Annotated in this window: 15 protein-coding genes; 9 read left to right on the top strand and 6 right to left on the bottom strand. The window is 72.9% G+C overall.

The window, feature by feature from the left end; genetic code table 11:
• Positions 1 to 380: 380 nt before the first annotated feature.
• The 4 genes from AC3EQ1_RS27510 to AC3EQ1_RS27495 all read left to right on the top strand — a co-directional run bounded on the left by AC3EQ1_RS27510 (position 381) and on the right by AC3EQ1_RS27495 (position 6,132).
• Complete coding sequence (locus AC3EQ1_RS27510) at positions 381 to 1,874, top strand: alpha/beta hydrolase (protein WP_432097035.1); 1,494 nt, start codon at positions 381 to 383, stop codon at positions 1,872 to 1,874.
• Between the two features lie 471 nt (positions 1,875 to 2,345).
• Entirely contained in the window at positions 2,346 to 4,010 is a 1,665-nt protein-coding gene (locus AC3EQ1_RS27505; RefSeq protein WP_432097034.1) for a PucR family transcriptional regulator, read from the top strand.
• Between the two features lie 278 nt (positions 4,011 to 4,288).
• Entirely contained in the window at positions 4,289 to 5,623 is a 1,335-nt protein-coding gene (locus AC3EQ1_RS27500) for a type III PLP-dependent enzyme domain-containing protein (RefSeq protein WP_432097033.1), read from the top strand.
• A 248-nt stretch (positions 5,624 to 5,871) separates the two neighbouring features.
• A complete protein-coding gene (locus AC3EQ1_RS27495; protein ID WP_432097032.1) occupies positions 5,872 to 6,132 on the top strand; it encodes a hypothetical protein in 261 nt (86 codons plus the stop codon).
• A gap of 185 nt (positions 6,133 to 6,317) precedes the next feature.
• On the opposite strand, the gene AC3EQ1_RS27490 is transcribed toward AC3EQ1_RS27495, so the two are convergent.
• Positions 6,318 to 7,226, bottom strand: coding sequence for a class I SAM-dependent methyltransferase (locus AC3EQ1_RS27490; RefSeq protein WP_432097031.1), 909 nt, complete (start codon positions 7,224 to 7,226; stop codon positions 6,318 to 6,320).
• Between the two features lie 502 nt (positions 7,227 to 7,728).
• Here AC3EQ1_RS27490 and AC3EQ1_RS27485 point away from each other — a divergent pair.
• Positions 7,729 to 8,088, top strand: coding sequence for a hypothetical protein (locus AC3EQ1_RS27485; RefSeq protein ID WP_432097030.1), 360 nt, complete (start codon positions 7,729 to 7,731; stop codon positions 8,086 to 8,088).
• Between the two features lie 239 nt (positions 8,089 to 8,327).
• Here the strand turns inward: AC3EQ1_RS27485 and AC3EQ1_RS27480 are convergent, their stop codons facing one another.
• Together AC3EQ1_RS27480 and AC3EQ1_RS27475 are read right to left on the bottom strand one after the other, a co-directional pair.
• Positions 8,328 to 9,041: a hypothetical protein gene (locus AC3EQ1_RS27480; RefSeq protein WP_432097029.1), complete on the bottom strand. Its 714-nt coding sequence runs from the start codon at positions 9,039 to 9,041 to the stop codon at positions 8,328 to 8,330.
• Positions 9,038 to 9,385, bottom strand: a complete 348-nt coding sequence (locus tag AC3EQ1_RS27475; RefSeq protein ID WP_432097028.1) for a PadR family transcriptional regulator — start codon at positions 9,383 to 9,385, stop codon at positions 9,038 to 9,040. Before AC3EQ1_RS27475 ends, AC3EQ1_RS27480 begins: the two co-directional genes overlap by 4 nt.
• Before the next feature lie 274 nt (positions 9,386 to 9,659).
• Between AC3EQ1_RS27475 and AC3EQ1_RS27470 the strand changes: the two genes are divergently transcribed.
• Positions 9,660 to 10,592, top strand: a complete 933-nt coding sequence (locus AC3EQ1_RS27470) for a squalene/phytoene synthase family protein (protein ID WP_432097027.1) — start codon at positions 9,660 to 9,662, stop codon at positions 10,590 to 10,592.
• A gap of 143 nt (positions 10,593 to 10,735) precedes the next feature.
• Here the strand turns inward: AC3EQ1_RS27470 and AC3EQ1_RS27465 are convergent, their stop codons facing one another.
• Positions 10,736 to 11,341 (bottom strand): MarR family winged helix-turn-helix transcriptional regulator, encoded by a 606-nt coding sequence (locus AC3EQ1_RS27465; RefSeq protein ID WP_432097026.1) that lies wholly within the window; start codon positions 11,339 to 11,341, stop codon positions 10,736 to 10,738.
• A 321-nt stretch (positions 11,342 to 11,662) separates the two neighbouring features.
• Between AC3EQ1_RS27465 and AC3EQ1_RS27460 the strand changes: the two genes are divergently transcribed.
• The 3 genes from AC3EQ1_RS27460 (at position 11,663) to AC3EQ1_RS27450 (ending at position 14,785) form a co-directional block, all read left to right on the top strand.
• The gene (locus AC3EQ1_RS27460) at positions 11,663 to 12,742 is read left to right on the top strand and encodes an alkene reductase (protein WP_432097025.1); all 1,080 of its coding nucleotides are present in this window, start codon (positions 11,663 to 11,665) and stop codon (positions 12,740 to 12,742) included.
• A gap of 216 nt (positions 12,743 to 12,958) precedes the next feature.
• The gene (locus AC3EQ1_RS27455; RefSeq protein WP_432097024.1) at positions 12,959 to 13,714 is read left to right on the top strand and encodes an SDR family NAD(P)-dependent oxidoreductase; all 756 of its coding nucleotides are present in this window, start codon (positions 12,959 to 12,961) and stop codon (positions 13,712 to 13,714) included.
• Positions 13,715 to 14,017: 303 nt separating this feature from the next.
• Complete coding sequence (locus AC3EQ1_RS27450; protein ID WP_432097023.1) at positions 14,018 to 14,785, top strand: DUF4232 domain-containing protein; 768 nt, start codon at positions 14,018 to 14,020, stop codon at positions 14,783 to 14,785.
• A gap of 462 nt (positions 14,786 to 15,247) precedes the next feature.
• Here the strand turns inward: AC3EQ1_RS27450 and AC3EQ1_RS27445 are convergent, their stop codons facing one another.
• Both AC3EQ1_RS27445 and AC3EQ1_RS27440 read right to left on the bottom strand, forming a co-directional pair.
• Positions 15,248 to 15,469: a type A2 lantipeptide gene (locus tag AC3EQ1_RS27445; protein WP_432097022.1), complete on the bottom strand. Its 222-nt coding sequence runs from the start codon at positions 15,467 to 15,469 to the stop codon at positions 15,248 to 15,250.
• A gap of 406 nt (positions 15,470 to 15,875) precedes the next feature.
• Positions 15,876 to 16,007 carry a hypothetical protein gene (locus AC3EQ1_RS27440; RefSeq protein ID WP_432097021.1) on the bottom strand — a complete coding sequence of 44 codons (132 nt, stop codon included), beginning with the start codon at positions 16,005 to 16,007 and terminating at the stop codon, positions 15,876 to 15,878.
• Positions 16,008 to 16,601: the final 594 nt, after the last annotated feature.

The raw sequence follows: 16,601 nt of genomic DNA, 5'->3' as shown, positions 1-16,601 counted from the left end.
CGGGGTGCCGTCCCGTGCGTGGCCGGCGGGGCGGCTGGGCTGCACCTGGGCCACCGGGCCGCACCCGGGCCACCGGGTGAAGCCCCGAGCGGGCGGGGCAGGGACGGGGCCCCGCCGTCCCCCGGGCCGGGGTGGGGGCCGCACCAGCCCGCGGTGTCCCGGCTGCTCCATGGTCACCGGACACCCCGGGGAACAACGCTTGCGACATGACACCACGCATGCGAACTCCCCTGCTGCTCGCTCTCGCCGCGGTCGTCGGCACGCTGGGTTCGGCCGCCCCGGCCACCGGCGCCGGCCCCGCGGCCCCGACGTCCGGAAGCTCGTCTGCCGGAGCCCTGACTGCCGGAGCCCTGACAGCGGGATCCCTGACAGCGGGATCCGTGACTGCCGGAACCTCGACCTCCGGAACCTCGACCTCCGAAACCCCGACGGCAGCCCGCGCCGACGCCCGGACCGCGTTACCCGCTCTCGCCTGGAAGCCCTGCGCGACGCCCGACGGCCCCGCCGGGCAGGAGTGCGCCACGCTGCCCGTACCGGTCGACTACCGCGACCCGGACGGTCCGCGGCTCACCCTCGCCGTGACCCGGCTGCGCAGCGAGGAGCCCGCCGCGCGACGGGGCACGTTGCTGATGATTCCCGGCGGGCCGGGCGGATCCGGGGTGCAGCACCTGCGGCGCAAGGGCGAGGCACTGCGGAAGGCGACGGCCGGGGCCTACGACCTCGTCAGCCTCGACCCACGTGGCGCGGGCGGCAGTACGACGGCGAGCTGCGAACTCGACCCCGGCGACCGGCATCTGGTGCACCTGCTCGCCTGGCCGGATCCGGACGGCGGCATCACGGGGAACGTCGCCCGCGCCCGGCGCGTCGCCGAGGCGTGCCAACGGCACGGCGGCCCCGTGCTGCACAGCATGACCACCGCCAACGAGGTGCGCGACATCGACCGGTTCCGCCGGGCGCTGGGCGAGCGGACGCTGTCGGCCTGGGGTGTCTCGTACGGCAGCTATGTGGGGGCGGTCTACGCCCAGAAGTACCCGCAGCACACCGACCGCTGGGTCCTGGACAGCGCCGGGGACCCCGATCCGGCCCGGGTCGCGTACGGCTGGCGGCGGAACACCGCGGCGGGCGCGGACGACCGCTTCCCCGACTTCGCGGCCTGGGCGGCGGACCCCGCCCGGGAGGACGAGGGGCTCCGGCTCGCCCGGCGGAGCGAGGACGTACGGCCGCAGTTCCTGGCCCTGGCCGCGCGGCTGGACCATGATCCGAAGCGGTCGGACGTGCCGGATGTCCCGCTCACCGGCAACCGGCTGCGGCAGGCGATGCAGGTGGCCCTGGAGAGCGACACCGCGTTCCCTGCCCTGGCCCGGCTGATCAGGGACGCCCGGGACCCGGAGGCCACGCCCGTTCTGCCGCCCGCCGTCGCCGGGCCCCTGCGGGATACGGAGGCCTCGGCGACGATGGCGGCGGTCTGCAACGACGTGCGCTGGCCGACGTCGGTCCCCGCGTACCGGCGTGCGGTGGCCGCGGACCGCGTCCGGCACCCGCTCACGGCGGGAAGCCCGGCGAGCGTCCCGGCGTGCGCCTTCTGGAAGGGCGCGCCGGTGGAGAAGCCCACCCGGATCACCGACGACGGCCCGTCCAACATCCTGATCGTCCAGAACCTCCGGGACCCCGCCACTCCGTACGCCGGGGCCCGGAAGATGCGCGAGGCCCTCGGTGGACGGGCCCGCACGGTCACCGTCGACCGGGGCGGGCACGGCAGCTACCTGGACAACGGCAACGCGTGCGGCGACCGTACGGTCACCGCGTTCCTCACGACCGGTGAGCGCCCGGCCCGCGACACGGTCTGCGGCGCGGAGCGGGCGCGGGGCCGGTGAGGCCGCCCGGGTCAACGAGCCGGACGACGGAGCCGGCTCAGGAACCTTCCAGCAGATCGGGCCGGACCAGGAGCCCCGGCAGCCCACATCCATGCAGAGCTGCGGACCCGGCTTGAACCGGGTCCGCGGAAAGTACGACGTCCCCGCCGTGCCGTTGGAACAGCCGAGCTTCACATGGATGGGACGATCCGAGCTTTCCGCGTCCGCCACATCCGGGGGAAGAGATTCCTGACAGGCCTTGACCAGGCATTCATAAGGGTCCGTCCATGGGCGACCTCGTGGCGACCTCGTGAGCACGAGGAGCGGGAGGAGCGGGAGAGGAAGGGGTGGCGTCCACCGCCCGGCACACCCACTGCCCGGTCCCGCTCGCTCCTGACGAATGATCACTCCTCTGCACCCCTTCCCCCTCCCCGATCACGTAACGACTCCTAAACTCACCGTTACTGGGGGTGCTGGCGGAGGGGGAGCCGGATGACGGTGATGGGAACGCTCGGGCCGGACGACGACGCCGCGTCCGAACCGACGCTGGAGAGCCTGCTGTCGGTGATGGGCACCGGCGCGCTGGAGCTGTGCGTGGCTCCGCGCGGCCTTCAGGTGCCGGTCGCGGGCGTCACGCTGTTCGACCCGCTGGAGCCCGGGATGCCGCCGGGGCAGGTGCTGCTGGCGGTGGGGATCGATCCGCAGTCCGCCCTCGCGGTCGACTGCGTGCGGGACGCGGGCCGGGCGGGGACGGTCGCGGTGGTCTTCGGGCGGGGCGGTTCGGGGCCGGCGCCCGCGGCGCTGCGGACGGCCGCGGAGGACGCGGGGACGGCCGTACTGTTCCGCACGGCGTGGTTCAGCTGGACGAAGCTGATGGCCGAGCTGCGCGCGGGCCTGTTCTCGGTGGGGCTCCCCGCAGATCCGGCCCTGGCCGGGGTGGCGCTGGGCGACCTGAACGCCCTCGCCGACGCGACGGCCGCCCTGGTCGGCGGGTCCGTGACCGTCGAGGACATGGAGTCCCGGGTCCTGGCCTACTCCTCGACCGAGGAGGACGTCGACGAACTGCGCCGGCGGACCATCCTCGGCCGCCGGGTGCCCCAGTGGCGCGTCGCCGCGATGCAGGAGGCGGGTTTCTTCCGGGCCCTGTGGGGCTCGGGGGACGTCATCCACCGCCCCGAGCACGGGGAGAACCCGGAGCGGCTGGTGGTCGCGGTGCGGGCCGGCGGCGAGGTGCTGGGGTCGATCTGGGTGGCCGCCGCCGGCCGCTCGCTGGCACCCGACGCCGCCGACACCCTCCGGTCCGCGGCCCGGATGGCCGCCGTGCACCTGGTCCATCACCGCTGCCACCGCGGGCAGGCCCGGCTCGTCGAGGAGGCGGCCCGCGCCCTGCTGGACGGGAGGGGGCCCGCCGGGGTGCTGGCCGAGCGCGCCGCCTTCCCGCCGCACGGACACTGCGCGGTCCTGGCCGTACGGACCGGGAACGCTCCGGGCGGCGTCGACCACGGGAAGCTGACGAGCCTGCTGGGGCTCCAGTGCACGGCGTACGGCCACCAGACCGTGGTGGTGACGCTCGACGGGGGCGCCCTGGTGCTGCTGAGCACCCTGGATCCGGCCCGGCAGCGGGCCGAGGACCAAGTGGCACGGCTGGGCACGGCACTGGTGCGGCAGCTGTCGGAGGTGTTCGGTACGGCCGTGCGGATCGGCCTCGGCACGGTCGTCGGAGCCCTGGCGGAGCTGCCCGAGTCCCGGCGGTCGGCCGAACTGGCCGTACGGGCCCTGGTGTCGGCCGGCGGGAACCGTGCCGTGGCCTTCACGAGCGAGGTGGCCGAGGCGGTCGCCCTGAACCAGGTCATGGACGCGCTGGAGGGGCTGGCCCCGGCCCCGGAGACCCCGGTGGCCCGGCTGATGGCGCTCGACGCCAAGCAGGGCGGCGGCACCCTGCTGGAGACCCTGCGGGTGCACCTCGACCACTTCGGTGATGTGCCCGCCGCCGCCCGGGTGCTGGGCGTGCACGCCAACAGCCTGCGCTACCGCATCCGTCGGCTGACCGAGCTGTCGGGCATCGACCTGCGCGACCCCGACGCCCGTCTGCTGGCCCACCTGCAACTGCGCCTGCTCGCCCGCGACGGCGGGGGCGACGGGGAACGTCCCGGGTGACGGGCCGACTCCTTCGCCCTTGGTGCCGGCGCACGAAGCCGACCCGCCGCCGTAGTCGTCCCGCACCACAACCGCGTTCCACCGTCCCGCCGTTGCCCTGCGCCGACAACGCGGCCGGAAAAGTCCGGGGAACGCCACGAAGACCCGGCCACCGGACCGGGGCGAACCTGATGGCACGCCCGGCGACGAGCGACGAGCGACGAGCGACCGGCGACGGTCGAAGGTCGAAGGTCGAAGGTCGACGGGCGGTCCAGGACATCGACCTCGGAGGAGTGCAAATGAGCAGGACGGCGGAACGGCGCGAACGGATCCTGCGGGCAGCCGTCGAACAGGGACTGCTCGACCCCGACGCGGCCGTGCTGGCCGGCTTCGTCGATCTCGACGGCATCGCCGAGAGCGTCGCGGCCCTGCACGGCGCGTTCCCCGACGGGCTCCCGGTCCGGCACGCCTTCGCGGCCAAGGCGAACTGCCTCATTCCCGTGCTGGAGGAACTGCGCCTGAACGGCATGGGGTGCGAGGTCGCCAGCGCCGGGGAGCTGGCCCAGGCGCTGGCGGCCGGCTTCGACCCCGCGGACATCGTGTACGACGCCCCGGCCAAGACCCGGGCCGAACTGGAGCAGGCGCTGCGCCTGGGCGTCGCGGTGAACGCCGACAGCTTCCAGGAACTGGCCCGCATCGACCGGCTCCTGGCCGCCCGGCCGTCCGCCTCCCGGCTCGGCATCCGCGTCAATCCGCAGGTCGGCGGCGGTGCGATCGCGGCGATGAGCACGGCCACCAGCACCTCGAAGTTCGGCATCCCGCTGGAGGACCCCGGCAACCGGCAACGGCTGCTCGACGCCTACCGGGACCGACCCTGGCTCACCTGGGTGCACACCCACGTCGGTTCGCAGGGCTGCCCCCTGGACCTGATCGCCCAGGGCATCGCCCGCGCCGTGGAGTTCGCCGAGGAGATCAACGAGACTCTGGGCCACCGCCAGGTCGTCGGCATCGACATCGGCGGCGGGCTCCCGGTCAACTTCCGGAGCGACGAGGTCACTCCGGGCTTCGACGCCTACGCGGACCGGCTCCGTGCGCACGCGCCCGCGCTGTTCACCGGCGCGTACGAGATCGTGACCGAGTTCGGGCGCTCGCTCCTCGCCGAAAACGGCTTCACCGCCGCCTATGTCGAGTACACCAAGACCGTCGGCGGGCGGCCGGTCGCGATCACGCATGCCGGCGCCCAGGTCGCCACCCGGACCGTGTTCGCTCCCGACGCCTGGCCGCTGCGGGTCGACGCCCACGACGCCCGCGGCGCCGCCAAGCACGGGCGGACGACGCGGCAGGACGTCGCCGGGCCGTGCTGCTTCGCCGGGGACCTGCTGGCCCGGAACCGGCCGCTGCCGCTCCTCGACGTGGGCGACATCGTCGTCCTCCCGGACACCGGCGCCTACTACTTCTCCACGCCGTTCCTGTACAACTCGCTCCCCGAGCCGGCCGTTCACGGAGTACGCGTGGGCGCCGACGGGCGGGTCACCTTCCGGCTCATCCGCCCGGCGCAGACGGTGGAGCAGCTGCTCGCCGCGGCCGGTACGCGCCCCCTGGCCGCCGCGGCACCGGCGCTTCCCGTCCCCTGACGCGACGCCGGCCGCCTTCCTGGCACGACCACCGGACCGGGACGCCCGGCACGACCACCGGGCCGGGACGCCGTACCCGGCCGACCATCAGCCGGCGAGGCCGTCCCGGCCGCGCCGGCACGGGACGTCCCCGGCCCGCCCCGACGCACCGACCCACCCTCCAGGGCTCCCCGGTCCGCCCGCCCGCCCCGCGGCTGCCCGACCCACCCCCTTCGGTTCCACGACACAAGGAAGCAGGTGCAGAGACCGTGCATGACGAGCACACCCCACGGGGGTGTCCGAGCACCCCGCAAGGGGGTCCGACGGAACAGCCGCCGATCCCGCTCCGGACGGCCGCGGCCCGGCGGCTGGCGGCAGCCGTGGCGCGCTGCCGGCGCTCGGGGCGGGGGCTGGCCGGCTGGCTCGTCCGGCGCCGGAGGGTCGCGGCCGACCAGTTCCTGCGCGGTGCCTGCTACGGAGCGGGCACGGCGGTGGTGGGCCTGCTGGCGGTGTGGGCGCAGACCCGCTAGGAGTCCGACGACAGGGCCCGGAGGTCCCGACCGGCAGCGGTCACCCCGAGAAGTCGAACGCGCTGGTCATCGGCGGCCCGAGCAGTGCCGATGGCGCCCGGCGGCACCACGGTGACCGGACCGGGTCGCCGCGCATGTCTCCGGCGGTCCGGGGCGGAGGGCCGCCCAGCGGGCCGGCTGCCCCGTCACGGCCGCCGGCCCCAGGCGGAGATCATTCCGGGGGAGAGTCCGGTGCAGGAGCCCGAGGCCAGCGACTCCACGGCGGCGTCGAGCGTCCGGGCGTCCACCAGGCCGGTTCCGAGCATCGGGCCGCGCAGCCGGGCCCAGGTCTCCAGCCAGAACGCGGTGATCGGCCGCCCGGGGCCGAGCGGCGGTACGTACACCTCGGCGCCGACGTCGGTCAGCCCGGCCGCACGCAGCCGTTGCGGATACCCGGGCACCCAGCCGATGTCCGTGCCGATGGTCTCCCGCAGCGCCTGCCACATGGCCCGCATGGCCGCCCGGTACGGCGAGTCCGGTGATTCCGGCGAGTCCGGCGAGGCGTCCGCGGTCGGCTCGACGGCGTCGCCGGCCATCAGCCATCCACCGGGGGCCACCAGTCCCGCGAGCCGGGACAGCACCTGCTCGTGGCCCGGCAGGTGCATCAGCAGAAAACGCGTGTGCACCAGGTCGAAGCGGCCGCCCGGATCGAAGGACGGGTCCGTGACGTCGGCCCCCAACGGCCGGAGGGTGGCGTCGGCGGCATCGCTCAGGAACCGGATGTCCCGGTCGACCGCGACCACTTCGGCCACTCCGACGTCATGGGCGAGCCAGCCGGACACGGTCCCGGTTCCGGCGCCGGCATCGAGGCAGCGCCACCCGGGCCCCACTCCGAGAGCGAGCAGGCGCGCCCGGGTGAGCGGGTCGTAGGTGAGCGCGCCGTAGTCGATGCGCTCGGACTCGCCGGGGACGTCCGGCTCGAACGCGTCCTCCCCGTACCGCCCGGGAGAGCCGTTCCGCTCCGGAGAACCGTTCCGCCCCGGGGAACGATCGCCCGCAGCGTGGCCGCCCCGGCCGCCCCGCCCGGGCCCCGGCGTCGCTGGTGGTGCAGGCATGCCGCCCCCTTCGCTGCCGCCGGTCGGTGCCTCCGCACTCCATGTCCCGATCGGTCGATATCGGCATCAAAAGGATAGATACCGGAGCGAGTGCTCCGCGCGCCGGAGGTGGCGGCGGTTCGTCCGCCCGGAGGTGACCGCCGGGAGCCGGACGTGGATTCACCGCGGCCCTTCGTGCTTGCCGAGGGGCGCCGGGGGCGGGGCGGGGGCGGTGGACGGCCCGTCGCCGACGCCGCCCGGCCTCTCCGCGAGGGACTCAAACGCGCCAATTAGCGCATTAGCGTGGGAGGGGTGTGGACAGGGGGCATGGCATGTCCGGGCTTTGAGCCGTGGCTCCAGGCCATCGCACCCGCCGGCCGAACTCCCGGGGAGGCCTGTCCTGATCGTGCCCCTCGGGCCCTCGGCGCTCCCGACGGGCGGGTAGCTTGACGCGGGCAGGAGATCACCGCGTTCGGATGATCACGTTCTTTCGGTTCCACACGCTTTCTACGGGGGATTTCACATGGAGCTGCGGAAACGCGCCGCAACGGCGCTGGCGGCCGGCGCACTTCTCGGAGGGTCCTTCGTGGGACTCGGCACCTCCGAGGCCGTCGCCGGCGGCCACTGCGACGCCGCATACGTGGTGAAGAACAACTCGAGTGGCTCCGGACGTCTGAAGGGGAGGACCCCGGTCTTCGAGCAGCCCTACTCGGACTGCGCTTCGAAGTCGTACCGCTCGGGCACCCGGTTCTCCTTCTGGTGCTCCTACAAGAACACCCGCGGCAGTGAGTGGATCTTCGGTGGCGTCGGCGGCACGGACCGCACCGGCTGGGTGTCCGCGGGGAACATCACGGGCCGGACGGGCTCGCTCCACCGCTGCTGACGCGGCAGGAGTGAAGCCGGCGTCGTGACGGGCCACTTCCCCGTGCAGCACCGTGCGGGGGGAGTGGCGGCTCGTGCGGATCCGCTCAGCGGCGCAGGGCGTCCGGGAACACCCTGTGCCCCACGTCCGGTTCGGTGACGGCGAGCCGGTCGTGCCGTCATCCGGGTGTCAGGCCCGGTTTCGGCACCCGCATCAGCGGCCGCAGTTCACTGGCCTTGCTGACCGGCGCGTTCCCCCGCCTACTGCGGGGGCACCGTGGCCTCCGGGTGGTCCGTCGTCGGGCAGGTCCGGTACCGGACCAGGGCGGCTCCCGCCGCGACGGTCCCGAGTATCCCGGCCAGGGCCACCGGAAAGCCGAGGACGGCGAAGTACCCGAACACGGCCGGTGCCAGCAGGCCGATCCCCCCGCCCACCAGCGCGGCTGCCACGATGATCGGTGCGACGGCCCTGGTCAGGGCGTGCAGCGTCGCTTCCCGCCGGGCGGCGAGGTGGCGCTGGAGCGTCACCCGTACGGTGCGCCGGATCAGGAAGAACGCGACGACGGCGCACAGGACCCAACCGACCCACATCCAGGGAGCGTCGAGCGTGCCGCGGCAGGCGCTCGCCTCGCCGCCGAGGCCCATGTCCGAGCAGGGGTCGAGCAGATGGCTCCACGATACGTAGCAGAATCCCAGCGCGAGGACGGCCGGCGCGACGGCTCCCTTGCCCGCGGCGACCGCTGTCTCCTTCAGACGCAGGTGCAGGGGCAGAAGCCCGCGTTCGACCGCCCAGGACGTGGCAAGCGCGTCCACATCACCCCCGAGGTAGTCGGCGGGGTCCCGGCCGTCGAAGGCCGCGGCGGTCAGGTCGGCGGCCAGTTCCTCGGCCATTTCGGCGGTTGCTTCCTCGCCGACTCCGAGTCGGCGCCATGTCTCCATGGCCTGGGAGATCGCGGTTTCGACAGTCATGGTCATGGTTCTTTCTCCGCGGTGTGGGTGACGATGGAGCCGATGCTCGTGGCGAACGCGTGCCAGTCGCGGCTCCATGCTCGGAGCATCTGCAGACCGGCCTCGCTGGGCCGGTGGTAGGTACGGGCGGGGCCCCCCTCTCCGGTACGGCGTTCCGCCTCGACCAGTTGGCGCTTGCGCAGGCGTGCAAACGCCGGGTAGATCGACCCGTCGGCGACGTCCAGCCCTGCCTCGCCGAGCCGGACGGTCATCTCGTATCCGTAGATCGGGGCTTCCGCCATCAGTGCCAGCAGGCACATGTCCAGCACGCCTCGTAGCCACTGGGCGCGTGGAGCGGATGTCTCCTCCATGTCCAGTACCTTACACAGCAAGAATCTTGCGCTGCAAGATAGTGAGCCGCGGGGGACGCCGGCGCGAGATCGCGTTCCCCGCCCCGCCCGTCCGCCGGTCGCCCCTCGGCCGCGCCACCGGAACCCGGGGCCGAGAATGAGCATGCCGGCGGGCTCGGACGAGTCACGGGTGGCAGCGCGCCGTCCCGGCCGCTGCCACCCCGCCGGTCACCGATCACGCCGTGCGTGACGAACCCGTCGGGCCCTTGCCGCCCCCACCGTTCAAGGAGACCGCATGAGCATGTGGACCACCCGGCTGGATGCCGCGGGCATTCACGACCCGCAGCTGCGCGACGACTTCACCCGGCAGCGTTCCTCGGTGGCGCGGTACAAGCGCGCTGCCTACACCGCGGCCCTTCTGCTGCTGCCGCGTCCCCTGGCCCCCCACCTGATCGCCGTTGTCGCCTTCATGCACCACACCGACAACCTCCTCGACCACGGCCCGCTCCCCCAGCGCGCCGCCGCCTACGCGGCATGGGAGCAGGAGGTGGGCCGGGCCCTGGCCGCCGGCAGCAGCGACCACCCCGTGCTCCGCCCGATCCTGCACACCGGCGCCCGCCACCCCCAACTCCTCGACCGGGTCGCGGACTTTCTCCGTACCGCGGTCACCGACCTCGAATTCAAGGGTTTCGCCACGGAGTCGGAGTACCAGCGCTACGTGGACCAGTACTCGCTGCCCGCCTTCATGCTGGTTGCCTGCCTGCTCGTCCCCGGCGACGAACCTGTCGGCTACCGCGCTGCCTGCCGCACCTACATCGACGGGAGCCAGCGGCTCGACTTCGTCAACGATCTCGCCGAGGACCTGGCCGACGGCAGGCTGACCATCCCCGAGGACGCCTTGTCGCACCACGGCGTGACCCGCACCGACCTCGAACGCGCCCAGGACACCCCCGGAGTCCGCGCCGTGCTGGGGCGCCTCATCCAGCAGGCCCGCACCGACCTGGTCGCGAGCCGCGCGGTGACCGGCTTCCTGCCGCCGGCCAACCGCCCCTTCGTCCGGGCCCTGATCGCCCTGGAGGAGGCCACCGCCCACGCTGCCGAGCGCAGGGGCCCGGGTCTCCTGGCCGCTCCCGCCCGGCCCGCCGTTCCCACGATGCTGAAGATCCTCATCGGCGCATACCGTCACACGCGCGGACTGCGCCGCACCGGGGCCGATCGCTCCGAGTGAACCCGGCCGGAGCGGGCCGCATCCGGGTGGCGGGCCCGCTGCCCCTCCCACACGTCAGCGATGTTCCTGTCCCGGGGATCGGCATGGCCGTCAGGGACGGCCGCCCGGGGTGACTTCCGGCCTCAGCTTGTCCTCCCCCGGCCTCAGCTTGTCGTCCCCCGGCCTCGGCCTGTCGTCGTGCCGGCGTCCGTGACCGGTGCGGGGGGACCTTCCGGGGAACGTGCGGCGGTGCGGGCGAGGCTGTCCTCGATGCGGCGCAGGGCGTTCAGCGCTTCGGCCTGCCGGTCCGGAGTCAGGTCGGCGGTCGAGGCGTCCTCGAGTTCGGCCCAGACGCTCTCGACTTCGCGGCGCAGCGCCTGGCTGGCCGCCGTCGGTTCGATGATGACGGCGCGCTTGTCGTCGGGGCAGGGACGGCGGCGGACGAAGCCCGCGTTCTCCAGGCGCTTGATGCTCCGGGTCATGGTGGCCGCGTCGGAGTCGAGCAGGCGCACGAGGTCGGTCTGCCGCTGGGGGCCGATCTCCCACAGGTGCATCATGACCAGTTCCTGGCCGAGGTGGAGGCCGAGGGGCCGCAGGAGCTGCCCGGCGATCATGCGGTGCAGACGGGCCACGCGGAAGATCGCGTGGCTGACCGGCCCCGCCTGGGCTGCGGTGGGCACCGGCACCGACGGGGCGGCCGGGGCCGTGGTCGACGGCCGGCTGGGCGCGTCCGGGTCGGTTGTCCCGCTCCGGTTGGTTGTCCGGCTCATCAATGGCGTCCTTTCCCGGCTTGTCTTTGCCGGACAGTAATCCGGCTCACGTTGCGCCGGATGCAGCCAGGATAACGACCCTCCGCGCTCCGGGGCTTCCCCGTGTTCCTCTGCGGTCCCCTTGTATTCAGTGGCCGGTCACCGCCGGTCGACCGGAGGTTTCCCGGCGCCGGGGGAGGGCGGGTGACGCAGTTCACGCAGCGAGGCGGGAAGGCTCTGACGCGATTTGCTTGTTCGGACAGGTAATGGTGCGCTGGGCACGGCACGCCGACGGAGAGCCGCCAGTCCGGGCGTCTCCCGCCCCTGTACGAAGGAGTGATCATGACGACCGCGTTCGACCCGATCGAGCTGGGTGGCAAGCGTCTCGCCAACCGCGTGGCGATGGCGCCGATGACCCGCAGCCGCGCCTACGGGCCGGGTGCCACCGCGACGGAGCTGATGGCGACCTACTACGCCCAGCGGGCAGGCGCCGGGCTGATCATCACCGAGGGCGTCCAGCCGTCGGTGGTCGGCCAGGGGTACCCCGACACCCCGGGCCTGCACTCCGCCGAGCAGGTCGCCGCCTGGCGGCAGGTGACCGACGCGGTCCACCGCGAGGGTGGGGTGATCTTCGCGCAGCTGATGCACACCGGCCGCATCGGCCACCCCGGCCTGCTGCCCGAAGGTCTGATCCCGGTGGGCCCGTCCGCCGTCGCCGCGAAGGGGCAGGTGTACACCCACCAGGGCCCGCAGGACTTCGTCACGCCGAAGGAGCTGGAGCACGACGAGATCGTGCGGACGATCGCCGACTTCGCCGACGCCGCACGCAACGCGATCGCCGCCGGGTTCGACGGGGTGGAGCTCCACGGGGCGAACGGCTACCTGATCCACCAGTTCCTCGCCCCCAACGCCAACCGGCGCACCGACAGCTGGGGAGGCGACGCCGCGGGCCGGGTGCGCTTCGCCGTCGAGGCCGCCGCGGCCGTCGCGGAGGCCATCGGCGCCGACCGGACCGGTATCCGTATCTCGCCCGGCACCCCCTTCAACGACATCTCGGAGACGGATCCGGCGGACCTGGAGGAGACCTACACGGCCCTGGTGGCCGGTCTCGCCCCGCTGAACCTGGCCTATCTGCACGTGCTCGAAGGCCCCGACCGGAGCCTGACCGAGCGCCTGCGCAAGGAGTGGCCCGGCACGTTCGTCCTCAACCCGTTCACCCACCCCGAGCCCACCGGCCACCAGTCCCTCGGCCTGGTCGAGGACGGCACCGCGGACATGATCGCCTTCGGCGCGCTGTTCCTGGCCAACCCCGACCTGCCGCGCCGCCTGGCATCCGGCGGTCCGTACAACGAGCCCGACCGGACCACCTTCTACGGCGGCGACGAGCGCGGCTACACCGACTACCCGGTCCTGTCCGCCTGACCGGGGTCACCACAACCGGCCCGGGGCACGGCGAACAGGCCCGATCGCACGAGGCCGCGGGCGCGGCGAACCGGCCCGTCCGCACGAGGCCGGGGGCGCGGCGAACCGGCCCGTCCGCACGAGGCCGGGGGCGCGGCGAACCGGCCCGTCCGCACGCGCTCGCGCCGCGCCCCGGCCCCCGGATGCCCCGCCCACTCCCTGAGGAAAGGAACGCCCATGAGTACCCCCTACGCGCCCGACGCACGGAACGACGCACCGCTCGACGGCCGGGTCGTGGTCGTCCCCGGCGGCACGGGCAACGTCGGAGAAGGCATCGTCCGCGCCTTCCTCCGCACCGGTGCCACCGTGGTCGTTCCCGGCCGGAGCCGGGAACGTCTCGACGCGCTGGCCGAGTTGATCGGCCCTCGCCCCGGCGGGCGCCTGGTCCCGCTCCACGCCGGATACGGAACCTTCGACGAGGCGACGGGAATCGCGGAACGGATCGTCGCCGACCACGGGCGCGTCGACCACGTCGTCCCGTCCATCGGCGGGTGGTGGATGGGCAGGACGCTGTGGCAGACCGACGAGAACGACTGGCAGAAGCACTTCGTGGAGACCACCACGTCGCACCTGGCCGTGGCCCGGGCCTTCGTGCCCCGGCTCGACGCGGCCGGAAGCTACACGCTCATCGCCGGATTCGCCGCACGCGAGCCCTACCCGCGGGCCGGCGTCATCAGCATGCACGGGGCGGCGGTCCTGATGATGCGCGAGGCCTTGAGCGCGGACCTGCGCGGACAACGCCGCGTCAACAACCTCCTGCTCGGCCCGATCGTCAACCGCAGCCGCCCGACCGGCGACCCGTCCTGGCTCACCGCCGACCAGGTGGGAGAGGCGGCGGTGGCCGTGACGCTCGCCCCCTCCGTTCGGGACGAGAGCATCAGGCTCGGCACCGTGGGGGAACTGGACAGGGAACTGGCCCGCATGCGCGCCTGAATCGGGGCCCAGGGCCGTACCGTTCCGGCTTCTGCGGCGCGGGGCGCCTGTGGCCTCGACTTGTCGGATGCCCTGGTTCGGGCAAGCAGCGTCGTGCTTCCCGACAGCGCCGTGTTTCCCGACAGCGCCGCGTTTCCCAACCAGGCGGCCAGGCTTGGTTCTTCGGGTTCTCCGGGCTTCTTTTCGCAGCTCACACCGGGTTAGCGAGATGTTAGGGGAGCGGCAGCTTCGCGACAGTGGCCCCGAGCAGAGTGGGTGGCGTACCGAGGAAGCAACGACACCGACTGCCCGGGGGGACCCGACATGAGCTCCAACACCACTGTCCGCACCGCTCGTCGCCGCACCCTGCGCGTCGCCGCCGCGGCCCTGACCGCGGTCGCCGGCCTCACCCTGACGGCCTGCTCCGGCTCGGACTCCGGCGGCGCGGACTCCGGCGGCGCGAAGTCCGCGGGCCGCACGGACACGGACACGGCCGCCAAGTCCGTGCGGCCCGTGGGCTCCTCCGACGGAGCGCAGGGCTCCGATGCCCGGGCGGGCGCCGGTGCCGAGGCGGGCGCCGGTGCCGAGGTCGACACCAGGGCGGGCGCCGCGGGCAAGCGGCCGGGCAGCGCGCAGGCCGCCGAAAGCGGCCGGAAGGGCTCGGGCGTCCAGCGCTGCCACACCTCGGGCCTGAAGGCGTCGTTCGCCATGGGCGAGGACGCGGCCCCGGACCCGAACGCGGGCGGCGCGACGACCACCAGCGTCGTGCTGACCAACAAGGGCAGCCGCACCTGCGTGATCGGCGGCTTCCCGGGCGTGGACCTCAAGCCCGACAACGGCGGTCAGAGCTGGTCGCTGGCCCGCTCGTCGGCCAAGCACGGCTCGATCACTCTGGCGCCCGGGGACAGCACCGACTTCACGATCAGCCTCGGCATGGCCGAGGAGAACGAGGAGGGCTCCTGGAAGCCCGCCTTCGCGGTCGTCACCCCGCCGAACGAGACCACCGCGCTCACCCTGAAGTGGCCCTGGGGCCCGCTCGTCGACCAGCAGGGCGCCACCCACCCGGCGACCTTCGTCAACCCCATCGGCTGACCACCGGCGCGGCGGACTCGATCGGAGGATGCGGGCCGCACGGACGAAGGGCGCTGAACAGCCCGGCGAGGCGGCAGGTGGTGCGTGGCGCCTGAATCCGCCCGGACACGAAAGAGGCCCAACTCGGGGGCGTATCCCTGAGCTGGGCCTTCGTCTGTGGAGCGGGTGACGACCATGTCCGGAGACGGATCGCCGTACTTCCTTTCGGGAAGGCCGCCCGCACCACTCGCACGGTCTCCACCGGGAACACCCCCGGCTTCTTCGTCCGCATCGACATCGACACCCTCCCCGAACGACAACGTCGGTCTTCAAGACCACAACCGGGTCTTGAAGACCGACGTCACTCCGGGCCCCGCATTCGTGCAACGGCATCACAGCCGTGCCGACGCCCATGACAACCCTGGAATTCCCAAGGGCTGGTGGGTGCGTAATGCAGACCAAGTGGAACTTGGTGCATCCGTCTCAGATGCCGGCGCCGCCGGAGAAACCCGCCTGTCCGGAGACAGGGCCTGCCTGGCCGCTCAGGCCACCCGAAATCGAGCCGCCCAGAGGGGGCAGGCCGGGCAGTGCGGAGTCTGCGCCACCCGTCACGATTTCGGTCCCGAGAATGCCGCCGGAGACATTGTCCAGCTCGCTGTCAGCGATCTCGCGAGTCTCGATCCGGGGCATGGCGTCCTTACGCATGGCAGGCCCTCCCTTTCGCTTTCGTTGTGATCACGGGCCCTATGGAGCGGCCCGGCGTCAAGCAGGTCCAGCCGGCTTGACGATCGTCCGACACCCGGAAGTGGACGTGCAACTTCCGGTTGGCCTGGATCAAACCATGTCCACGGGGGCTCAGCCACCCCTGACTCGTCCGAAATTTCCGTAGACGATTCGCTATCGCGCCATGTCGCCGAGCCGGATTTTCGACCCGGCGGTGACAACTTCCTCACCTAATTTTTCAGCAGCCGAGTCTTGCGGATGGGACCGGCATGGGCATTCGGAGGACATATCGCCCCTTGAAGATGGCGTTCCCCCGGCAAGGCGCGACCCGGCGGCAAGGCTGTGACCTTTCTGTGTGGATGACGCGCAGGTTCACCGAGCCGGAGCGCTATGGCATTGTGTCGCCGGATTCCCGCTTCACCTGACATGCCGGATTCACAAGAGCCGGGTTGCGCTGTTCGCGGGGATTTTCGCCACCCATAGTCATTTCGACGACCACCTCGCCGAAGACCTCGTTCACGCGCGGCTGCACCCTTGCGAGCCCGCTCGGTCGGCGTCCCGCTCGTGCAACTCGCCGGCGGCGCGCGGCCGCGGACGAGGGCTGGGGAGCCTCACCGCCGGGGACTCGGTCCCCGGGCCGCTGCCGCCACGGAGCCATGTATACCGCCCGCATGACGAACCGTCCGGTACTACGGGGAGTGGAAGAAAAGGCGCGGAGTTCCTCATACACGCCGATGACTGAGGGGGCCACGGGACCGGACACTGATGGGGCCGGGTGGTGACCGCCGCCCGGGTGAGAACGGCAGCCGAGGACACCTCATGCTCACCGGACGATCCCCGACGGCCAACGGTCCGCCTCCATCGTCCAGGCGATGAGCCGGCGCAGGCCGGTCGGTCCGGTCTCTCCACGACATCGAGCCCGTCCGACGTCCGACGGTCCGGGGGCACGGACCACCCCCGATCCGTCGCTTCGATACGGCGCGGGTGAACCCGCAACGGAGTCCCTGCGCCGGCGGAACTCTCATCGGTACGACCGCGGAAGTGACCATCGTGCCTGGAGTCGAGACCGAGGCGCGGGTCAGGTGTGTTGTGCGCCGCGTGCGAGGAGCATGAG

The sequence above is a fragment of the Streptomyces sp. bgisy100 genome (assembly GCF_057709105.1).
This window is presented reverse-complemented; position numbering and strand designations above follow the sequence as displayed.

Bases quoted from the DNA above. Each gene is read 5' to 3' on its own strand.
- AC3EQ1_RS27505 (WP_432097034.1), top strand. From the start codon at position 2,346: ATGACGGTGATGGGAACGCTCGGGCCGGACGACGACGCCGCGTCCGAA.
- AC3EQ1_RS27500 (WP_432097033.1), top strand. From the start codon at position 4,289: ATGAGCAGGACGGCGGAACGGCGCGAACGGATCCTGCGGGCAGCCGTC.
- AC3EQ1_RS27490 (WP_432097031.1), bottom strand. From the start codon at position 7,226: ATGCCTGCACCACCAGCGACGCCGGGGCCCGGGCGGGGCGGCCGGGGC.
- AC3EQ1_RS27485 (WP_432097030.1), top strand. From the start codon at position 7,729: ATGGAGCTGCGGAAACGCGCCGCAACGGCGCTGGCGGCCGGCGCACTT.
- AC3EQ1_RS27480 (WP_432097029.1), bottom strand. From the start codon at position 9,041: ATGACCATGACTGTCGAAACCGCGATCTCCCAGGCCATGGAGACATGG.
- AC3EQ1_RS27475 (WP_432097028.1), bottom strand. From the start codon at position 9,385: ATGGAGGAGACATCCGCTCCACGCGCCCAGTGGCTACGAGGCGTGCTG.
- AC3EQ1_RS27470 (WP_432097027.1), top strand. From the start codon at position 9,660: ATGAGCATGTGGACCACCCGGCTGGATGCCGCGGGCATTCACGACCCG.
- AC3EQ1_RS27465 (WP_432097026.1), bottom strand. From the start codon at position 11,341: ATGAGCCGGACAACCAACCGGAGCGGGACAACCGACCCGGACGCGCCC.
- AC3EQ1_RS27460 (WP_432097025.1), top strand. From the start codon at position 11,663: ATGACGACCGCGTTCGACCCGATCGAGCTGGGTGGCAAGCGTCTCGCC.
- AC3EQ1_RS27455 (WP_432097024.1), top strand. From the start codon at position 12,959: ATGAGTACCCCCTACGCGCCCGACGCACGGAACGACGCACCGCTCGAC.
- AC3EQ1_RS27450 (WP_432097023.1), top strand. From the start codon at position 14,018: ATGAGCTCCAACACCACTGTCCGCACCGCTCGTCGCCGCACCCTGCGC.
- AC3EQ1_RS27445 (WP_432097022.1), bottom strand. From the start codon at position 15,469: ATGCGTAAGGACGCCATGCCCCGGATCGAGACTCGCGAGATCGCTGAC.